A 7,929-nucleotide genomic window follows, 5' to 3' on the forward strand; every position below is an offset into this window, starting at 1 on the left:
GTATTTGGTCATAAAAACACCCCAAAGGTTGTCTAACTTTTGGGGTGCGGTTCATCATTGGATGTTTTTGTTTATTTTATGCTTAGAATAGCCAATCGCATGGCATAAATTCCAATATCGAAAATAAAAAGTCCATTTTGTTAGTAGTGTTTTGGTGGGTGATATTTTAAAGTACGCTATCAAATATATTATCCATTATCATTGATTTAGCAGTCGCCATCACAGGAATTCTTATGAGTGTGTCATCATCCACCAACCTACCCAAAAACCGCGCCCGTCGTGTGATGCCGTTTTTTGGGCTGAGCCTTGGTGTTAGCGTGTTTGCCCTATCACTATTGGTTGTGTTGCCTTTTGCGATGATGATTTTGACCACGCTTGAGATGGGCTTTGCTGATATCATTCGCACCATCCGTGAGCCACAGGTCTTTGCCGCCATCAAGCTATCGCTGAGCATGGCTGCGCTTGCCACCTTGACCAATGTCATCTTTGGCACGCTGATTGCTTGGGTGCTTGTGCGTTACGATTTTTGGGGCAAATCCATCATCAACGCCTTAGTTGATTTGCCATTTGCCCTGCCGACAGCGGTTACAGGCATTGCGCTTGCGACACTATACGCACCCAATGGGCTATTTGGTCAGTGGTTTAGCAAGGTTAGCATTGCCTTGATTGGTGAGCCAATTAAGATTGCCTTTACGCCGATTGGTATTTGGCTTGCGCTTGTCGTTGTGAGCTTTCCTTTCATCGTGCGTGCAGTACAGCCTGTCTTGGCAGAATTATCTGTCGAATTTGAAGAAGCGGCAGCGGTGATGGGTGCATCTCGCTTGACGACATTTCGCCGTGTGGTATTACCTGAGATTACCCCTGCGATTTTGATTGGCTCGGGGATGATGTTCGCTCGCGCGACCGGTGAATACGGCTCGGTGATTTTTATTGCGGGTAATATCCCAATGCAATCAGAAATCCTGCCACTGATTATCGTCTCAAAGCTTGAGCAATTTGATGTCGCAGGGGCGGCGTGTGTGGCGTTATTTATGCTACTGCTATCACTCATTGTCCTGTTTGGCATCAACTTCGCCCAATGGAAACTCTCTGCCCGCTTGGGTGCAAAAACCAATTAATCACATAGGTCAGCTATGGCAAGTTCAACTCAATACGCATACCAAAACAACCCTGCCACTCGTGATAAACCGTGGGTCAAATGGCTACTGATTAGCCTTGCGCTACTGTTTATGGGCGTGATGCTTGTCGTGCCTTTATTGTCGGTGTTTTATGAAGCATTGCGTGAAGGCTGGGCGGCTTATCAAGCGGCACTCGTTGAGCCTGATGCGCTCTCGGCGATTAAATTGACACTCATCACCACTGCCATCGTACTGCCGATTAATACCATCATTGGCGTGGCATTGGCGTATCTGATTACTCGTCATAAATTTCGTGGCAAATTTATCATCACCACCTTACTTGACCTACCTTTTGCGGTGTCGCCTGTGGTGGCAGGTCTGATGTTTGTGCTTGTTTTTGGGGCGAATACCGTGCTTGGTGGTTGGCTTGAGAGTATGGGCATTCAGGTGATTTTTGCGACGACAGGGATTGTGCTTGCGACTTTGTTTGTGACTTTTCCATTTATCGCTCGTGAGCTGATTCCACTGATGCAAGCCCAAGGCGACAGCGAAGAAGAAGCGGCTTTGACTCTTGGGGCGAATGGCTGGCAGATGTTTTGGAAAGTGACTTTGCCAAACATCAAATGGGCGCTACTGTATGGCATCATCCTGACCAATGCGCGTGCGATGGGTGAGTTTGGTGCGGTGAGTGTCGTCTCGGGGCATATCCGTGGCGAGACCAACACCATGCCACTGATGATTGAGATTGCGTATAACGAATACGCCTTTACTTTGGCATTTGCGCTATCTAGCCTGCTTGCACTATTGGCACTGGTGACGCTGATTATCCAAGGTGTCATGACCCGTAAACAAAGCCACTGATTATCCATTATTTATAAATATTGTATTGAGAATTACCATGAGCATCGAGATTAAACACATTCATAAGAAATTTGGCGACTTTGTGGCACTTGGCGATATTAATATCGAAGTCCCAACCGGCGAGCTAACCACCTTACTTGGCCCATCAGGGTGTGGCAAGACGACGCTACTGCGTATCATCGCAGGGCTTGAGAATGCCGACAGTGGCCGCATCGCCTTTGAAGGTGTCGATGTCACTGATATCCCTGTCCAAAAGCGTGGTATCGGCTTTGTGTTTCAGCAGTACGCCCTATTTCGCCATCAGACGGTCGCCCAGAACATCGCTTTTGGCCTAACCTTGTTACCAAAAGATCAACGCCCTGATGCTCGTGGCATCGATCAGCGTGTTGATGAGTTGCTTGAACTTGTGCAACTTCCCCAAACCAAACATCGCTATCCACATGAGCTATCAGGCGGTCAGCGTCAGCGTATCGCTCTGGCTCGTGCACTAGCGACCAAGCCACGCCTGCTGCTGCTTGATGAGCCATTTGGCGCGCTCGATGCCAAAGTGCGTAAAGAGCTACGCACATCGCTCAAGGACATTCAGCGTGAAATCGGTATCACAAGCATCATGGTCACCCACGACCAAGAAGAAGCGCAGGCGATTTCGGATAAGATTGTCATCATGAATCATGGCAAAGTTGAGCAAATCGGCACACCATCTGAACTGTTTGCGACGCCAAATAGTGATTTTGTGGTGGATTTTTTGGGCTTATAACTTGCTAAATTTACCATTGGCTACACATCACTACACACATTTTGCCAAAAGTTTGTTAAAATGGGATAATTTTATCGAATCAATATGCCCATGATGACCCAAACCTTTGCAACTGATGACACCATCTTAAATCAAAATGAATCACAGCCAAATTCAACGCCCCGTTTTGGTGATATCCAAGACGGCTTGAATTCGGCTTTTTTTCTTGAAAATCTACTCATCGGTTGGCAACAGACACTTGGCAATCTCAAGCATAATTATGCCACCGCTGCTGACAGCTATATCGATGAGCTATTATTGACAGTCAGTCAAGACCAGATTAATGAAAATCTGTATCGCTTTGTGGTGCGTAATGTCAAGATGATTTTGGATTTGCGCTTAGAAGTGCATGAAAATTGGCTTAGACTGTACTGCACTGCTGATGTGATGGGGATGTATATCTCGGTGGCGAGTAACTTTGAATTGGTACACCTACAGCTTGATCGCCACAGACAACGACTGGTGCTCAAGCAAATCAGCGATACTGACATCATCGAGCTGCATACTCGTCAATGGTACAAAGCGCCACTGCTTAAATTTGCGGTGAATAGCTACCGTGCCATCATGCGTAAAGACCCATTGGCACTGATTCTAAGCTTAATTAAAATCAAAGGCGTGCCATTTACCGAACACAAAGGCGATATCATCTATCTGGACATCGGTCGCTGGATGTCACGCAGTGAGCAGATTATGAGCTATTTGCGCCGTGCGCAGGTCAATCAAGGCGTGCTACAGCATGAGCAACTACTGCTCAAAGTACAGCCGAATTTCAGCGAGATTTTAAGCCTTGGCGATCCTAACGCTGATATCATCACCGCTAAGGATAATCCGAATAAGGTCGCAAAATCTGATTAAATTATCTAAAGATAAATTAATCCAACCAAACAAAATTGCCCCAGTATCAGCACTGGGGCAATTTATCATAGCTAAGTAATATTAAGCAATATATTTACAATTAGCTCATCATGCCAACTTTTAACACATCCACATCACCCATCTCATCCCACAGCTGATGCGTTGAGATGAGCAGTAGCCCGATGTGTCCACTCATCTGATACGCACACAGACTCTGCCATACGATATGGCGAGTAGTCGCATCTAGACCGGCAAATGGCTCATCAAGTAGCAAGACTTTTTTTGGTGATAACAGCAATCTTGCCAAAGCTATACGCCGAGCCTGACCGCCTGAGACCGATGTGCCATATTCACCAAGTGGCGTAGCAAGCCCTTTGGGTTGTGATTTTGCCCAGTCGCCAAGATTGACCGCATCAAGCACGGCATACAGCTCATCATCGGTGGCGTCTAGCTTGCCAAGTCGTAGGTTATCCGCCAAAGTCTGATCAAAGATATCCACCGTCTGACCCAAAAAGCCAAGCGACGCACCAAAATCCACCGACTGCCACTCGCAAACCCCCATATCGCCCACCAAACGCATCACACCACCACTGAGCGGATGCTCTTGGGCAAGTGTCTGTAACAGCGTGGATTTGCCTGCGCCTGATGGCCCAACCACCAGACAAGGCTTATCTTGAGTGATGGTAGCAGTCAAATTACTTGCGCCAAAAATCGCCTTAGGCGCTTTGACATCCGCATGATCCAGTACAAGGCTAATTCGCTCAGTGCTCACAGTATCAATCGGTGTCAGTACAGGCTTGGCATCAGCTTGAGAAATAAGTGCATTGAGCCGTGCTTTTGCCACAAGGCTACGACCTAGCGCCAATGGCTCATTGACTAGATTAAGTACAAACTCACTTAAGCCCATCAAGCCAAGCATCAATGCCAATATCAAAGCAGGGCTAATATCAGTATAACTATTGAGCGTAGATTCGCTAAAGGGCGTAATGCTTGCGCCATCAAAATACAACCCTGCCGCCACCAGCATCATCACCGCAGATAACGCCATCAATAGCTGAATGGCAAGCATGGTCAATCGGCGTAGGCGATGCGATGCCAAAGTCACTGTCGTTTGTTCATCATCTAGCTTGGCTAGTGTCTGCTTGGTATCTTGCCAACGCTGCCAAATCAGTAGTAAAGTCAAGGCAGGCAGTGTATCAAGCAGGGTTGATTTGCGTTGTTCTTGTAATTGGCTTTCTTGGCGCGCTAGGCGGATACCAAGCTTGAGCGCCGCCATCGCACACAGTAGTGCCATCAGCACAAGTGCAATACTTGGCCATGCACTTGGCAAAATCACCATGATGATACTACCAACGACCAACACCGCACCCACTGCCATCACCCACGGCGACACCAAGCGCAGGACGAACTCATCTAGGACATCGATGTCTTTGACCAAGCGGTGCATTTTTTGGCTACTACTCTGACCGCCTGCGTTACGCAGTCCATAATCAAGACCCGCCCACTGGGCAAAAAACCGCACACGCAAATCCTTGAGCAGTGCAAACACCGCATGGTGCGACACCATCAAATCCCCATAACGCCCCATCGTACGCACAATGGCAAAGCCACGGATAATCCCTGCCGGCATCATATAATTAAAGGTATGACCACCAACCGCCACAAGTCCTGCCACTGCCGACATGGTGACAAACCACCCCGACAGCATGGTCAAGCCCAATACCGACCATACGGTCACAAGCCCAAGTAGCCACGCAACACACCACATAAATAGCTGCCGACTGACAAGCTCAGATAGGGCAAATGGCTCAAACTTCTGTGCTGATTTCATCATTTTCCCCTATAATTGATGGCGCGCATCAAATCGCTCGTCAAGCGCTACATCATGCGTCACCCAAATCACTGTCTTATCTTTTGCCAATCGGTGCAACAGCTCCGCCACCGCCTGTGCTGTCTCGCCATCGAGATGCTCGGTCGGCTCATCCAATAGCCAAATTTTGGCATCTTGGAGCAGTAGCTGTGCGATGCCGATACGCTGTGCTTGACCACCTGAGATACCACCGCCCCGCTCGCTCAGCACGGTGTTGATGCCATTTGGCAACTGACTGGCAAGCGTCCATAAACCAACCATCTCAAGCACTGCTTGTAGCTCGGCATCGGTGGCATCTTTTTTGGCAAGGCGTAAATTATCCGCAATGCTCATCGGTAGCAGGCTCACACTTTGGGCAAGATAGCCCATCTGCTGACGCAGTGCGGTCATATCAAGCGAAGCATAGTCATAACGCTGATTACCATCAATCAGCCAAATATTACCTGTAAATTGCCCAAAGCCAAGCAAAATCTGCAAGATTGTCGATTTACCCGTACCACTTTGCCCCTGCAAAGCCGTCACTTGACCTGCACCAAACTCAAGCGTCACAGGTGATAGACGCAGTCGTCCATCATCGCCAAACACCGCCACTTGCTCAAGACGAATGGCAACAGGATTGGTCAGCTGCATGGACTGATTGCCCGTATGATAACCCTTAAACGCCATCATATCCACCATCGCTTTGGCAGCACCTTCTGCCTGTCCTTTGATATGATATTCCGCCCCCAATCGGCGTAGCGGCGCATAAAACTCAGGCACAAGTAGCAAAATCATCAATGCCGAACTATAACTGGTCGCCATCACGCCTGTCTGCCACGGCAAAATCCCAATCAAGCCAAAGCCAAGGTACACCGCCACCAGTGCAATCGATAAAGCGGACAAAAATTCAAGCACAGCACTGTTTAAAAAAGCGATTTTTAGCACATCCATGGTTTTTTTGCGATAGGCTTCGCTACTAGTATCAATATCACCAACCGCAACTGTCACTGCCTGTAGGCGTGCCAGCGTATTCACCCCACGAATCCAATCAAAGAACCGCCCGCCAAGCTGTGCCATCGCATCCATCTGCTCACGGCTTTTGCGTGCTGTCGCCACACCGATGAGAATCATAAAAATCGGCACCAGTGGCGCAGTGGCAAGCAGGATTAATGCAGAAAATTTGCTAAAAAAACTAATGCATATGGCTAATAAAATTGGCGTCGTCACCGCCGTCATCTTTTGCACTTCAAAGCGTGCATAACCCACCAAATGTTCAGGTTCATCGACAATTTTACTTGCCAAAACGCCATCCGAACCAAAAAACCGCCGAGCCAATCCCATCTCGCCAAGCTGGTCAAGTAGCCGTCCACGCACATCAGATGCCACCTGCACACCCACCCGTGTCAAAATCGCATCTCGTGCATACCCCACCAACGCACGCAAGGCAAACACCCCAAACAACACCGCCAAATACAGCCATAGCGCACTCGTCGCCATCGCATCATGATGGGCAAACTGTGGAATAAACGGCAGTAGCCACCCATCAAAAATCAGCACAATCACCCACGCCTGCACCATCAACAATAGCACATTGATGATGTCGCATAGCCATGCCATGTAGATGGATTTTTTGACAGGTCTAAAACTGTGTTTCAAAAAATTCGCCGCAGCAATGTCTTCTTGACTGCGTCTTGGGCGTTTTTTTGGGGATTTGGCGGTGCGTGGCGCAGATTGAGTGATCATAAGATGCTTTTATGGATGGGTATTTGTTATTGTAAATAAATGTGCTATTATCGCCAAAATAGCCCGTTTTTTCAATGAAAACCCGTTAATTTTTGGGCTATTTTATGCTTTTTGCCAATTAATTTGATAATTATCACAGCCGATGGATTGCCATGACGAGCCAACCGCCAAACATCTCAAGAAAAACATTCACCAAACAGCGTAGAGCCCTGAGCGTACGCCAAAGACGGCAAGCAGCTTTTTTGGCATCTCGGTTTTTGATACAGCTTGCCAAACGACTGCCACCTTGTGCCAAAGTCGCATTTTATTTGGATGATTTTGGCGAACTGCCGACCGATGTCATTGCTCGCTTTTGTGCACGATTAGGATGGCAGGCTTTTTTGCCTATCACCAAGCCCAATCAAGCACTTACCTTTGCGCCTGTGCGACTACCTTTATCAAAAAATGCCTTCAAACGCCATCGGCTGGGTATGCTTGAGCCCATGACACACACTCGCCTGCCTGCTTGGCAGATGGATGCCATCATCTGCCCGCTCGTCGCTGTCGATCGGCAAGGCGTACGGCTTGGCATGGGCGGTGGGTTTTATGATCGCACCTTTGCCAACTGCCCCAATACACTCAAAGTCGCTTGGTGCTATGAGTTTCAGCTGGTTGACAAGCTACCTAAACAGCCATGGGATCAATGTGTGGATGTGGTGATTACCGAT

The 7,929-nt window shown here is 48.1% G+C and carries 7 protein-coding genes; 5 read left to right on the forward strand and 2 right to left on the reverse strand.

Features of this window, described 5'->3' with window-relative positions:
• The first annotated feature begins 233 nt into the window (after positions 1 to 233).
• From cysT to Q0N89_RS09385, 4 genes are all read left to right on the forward strand, one after another.
• Positions 234 to 1,118, forward strand: a complete 885-nt coding sequence (gene cysT / locus Q0N89_RS09370) for a sulfate ABC transporter permease subunit CysT (RefSeq protein WP_294035755.1) — start codon at positions 234 to 236, stop codon at positions 1,116 to 1,118.
• Positions 1,119 to 1,133: 15 nt separating this feature from the next.
• Positions 1,134 to 1,979 carry a sulfate ABC transporter permease subunit CysW gene (gene cysW, locus Q0N89_RS09375; RefSeq protein WP_294035757.1) on the forward strand — a complete coding sequence of 282 codons (846 nt, stop codon included), beginning with the start codon at positions 1,134 to 1,136 and terminating at the stop codon, positions 1,977 to 1,979.
• 37 nt (positions 1,980 to 2,016) lie between these two features.
• Entirely contained in the window at positions 2,017 to 2,736 is a 720-nt protein-coding gene (locus tag Q0N89_RS09380) for a sulfate/molybdate ABC transporter ATP-binding protein (RefSeq protein ID WP_294035759.1), read from the forward strand.
• A gap of 90 nt (positions 2,737 to 2,826) precedes the next feature.
• Positions 2,827 to 3,630, forward strand: a complete 804-nt coding sequence (locus Q0N89_RS09385) for a hypothetical protein (RefSeq protein ID WP_294035761.1) — start codon at positions 2,827 to 2,829, stop codon at positions 3,628 to 3,630.
• Positions 3,631 to 3,730: 100 nt separating this feature from the next.
• On the opposite strand, the gene Q0N89_RS09390 is transcribed toward Q0N89_RS09385, so the two are convergent.
• Both Q0N89_RS09390 and cydD read right to left on the reverse strand, forming a co-directional pair.
• Positions 3,731 to 5,461, reverse strand: coding sequence for an amino acid ABC transporter ATP-binding/permease protein (locus Q0N89_RS09390; protein ID WP_294035764.1), 1,731 nt, complete (start codon positions 5,459 to 5,461; stop codon positions 3,731 to 3,733).
• Positions 5,462 to 5,470: 9 nt separating this feature from the next.
• Entirely contained in the window at positions 5,471 to 7,222 is a 1,752-nt protein-coding gene (gene cydD / locus Q0N89_RS09395) for a thiol reductant ABC exporter subunit CydD (protein ID WP_294035766.1), read from the reverse strand.
• A gap of 152 nt (positions 7,223 to 7,374) precedes the next feature.
• On the opposite strand from cydD, the gene Q0N89_RS09400 reads away from it, so the two are divergent.
• Positions 7,375 to 7,929 (forward strand): 5-formyltetrahydrofolate cyclo-ligase (locus tag Q0N89_RS09400; protein WP_294035768.1); only part of this gene is annotated, 555 nt, incomplete at its 3' end.

Source organism: uncultured Moraxella sp. (genome assembly GCF_945873075.1).
Lineage (GTDB): Bacteria > Pseudomonadota > Gammaproteobacteria > Pseudomonadales > Moraxellaceae > Moraxella.

Bases quoted from the DNA above. Each gene is read 5' to 3' on its own strand.
- cysT (WP_294035755.1), top strand. From the start codon at position 234: ATGAGTGTGTCATCATCCACCAACCTACCCAAAAACCGCGCCCGTCGT.
- cysW (WP_294035757.1), top strand. From the start codon at position 1,134: ATGGCAAGTTCAACTCAATACGCATACCAAAACAACCCTGCCACTCGT.
- Q0N89_RS09380 (WP_294035759.1), top strand. From the start codon at position 2,017: ATGAGCATCGAGATTAAACACATTCATAAGAAATTTGGCGACTTTGTG.
- Q0N89_RS09385 (WP_294035761.1), top strand. From the start codon at position 2,827: ATGATGACCCAAACCTTTGCAACTGATGACACCATCTTAAATCAAAAT.
- Q0N89_RS09390 (WP_294035764.1), bottom strand. From the start codon at position 5,461: ATGAAATCAGCACAGAAGTTTGAGCCATTTGCCCTATCTGAGCTTGTC.
- cydD (WP_294035766.1), bottom strand. From the start codon at position 7,222: ATGATCACTCAATCTGCGCCACGCACCGCCAAATCCCCAAAAAAACGC.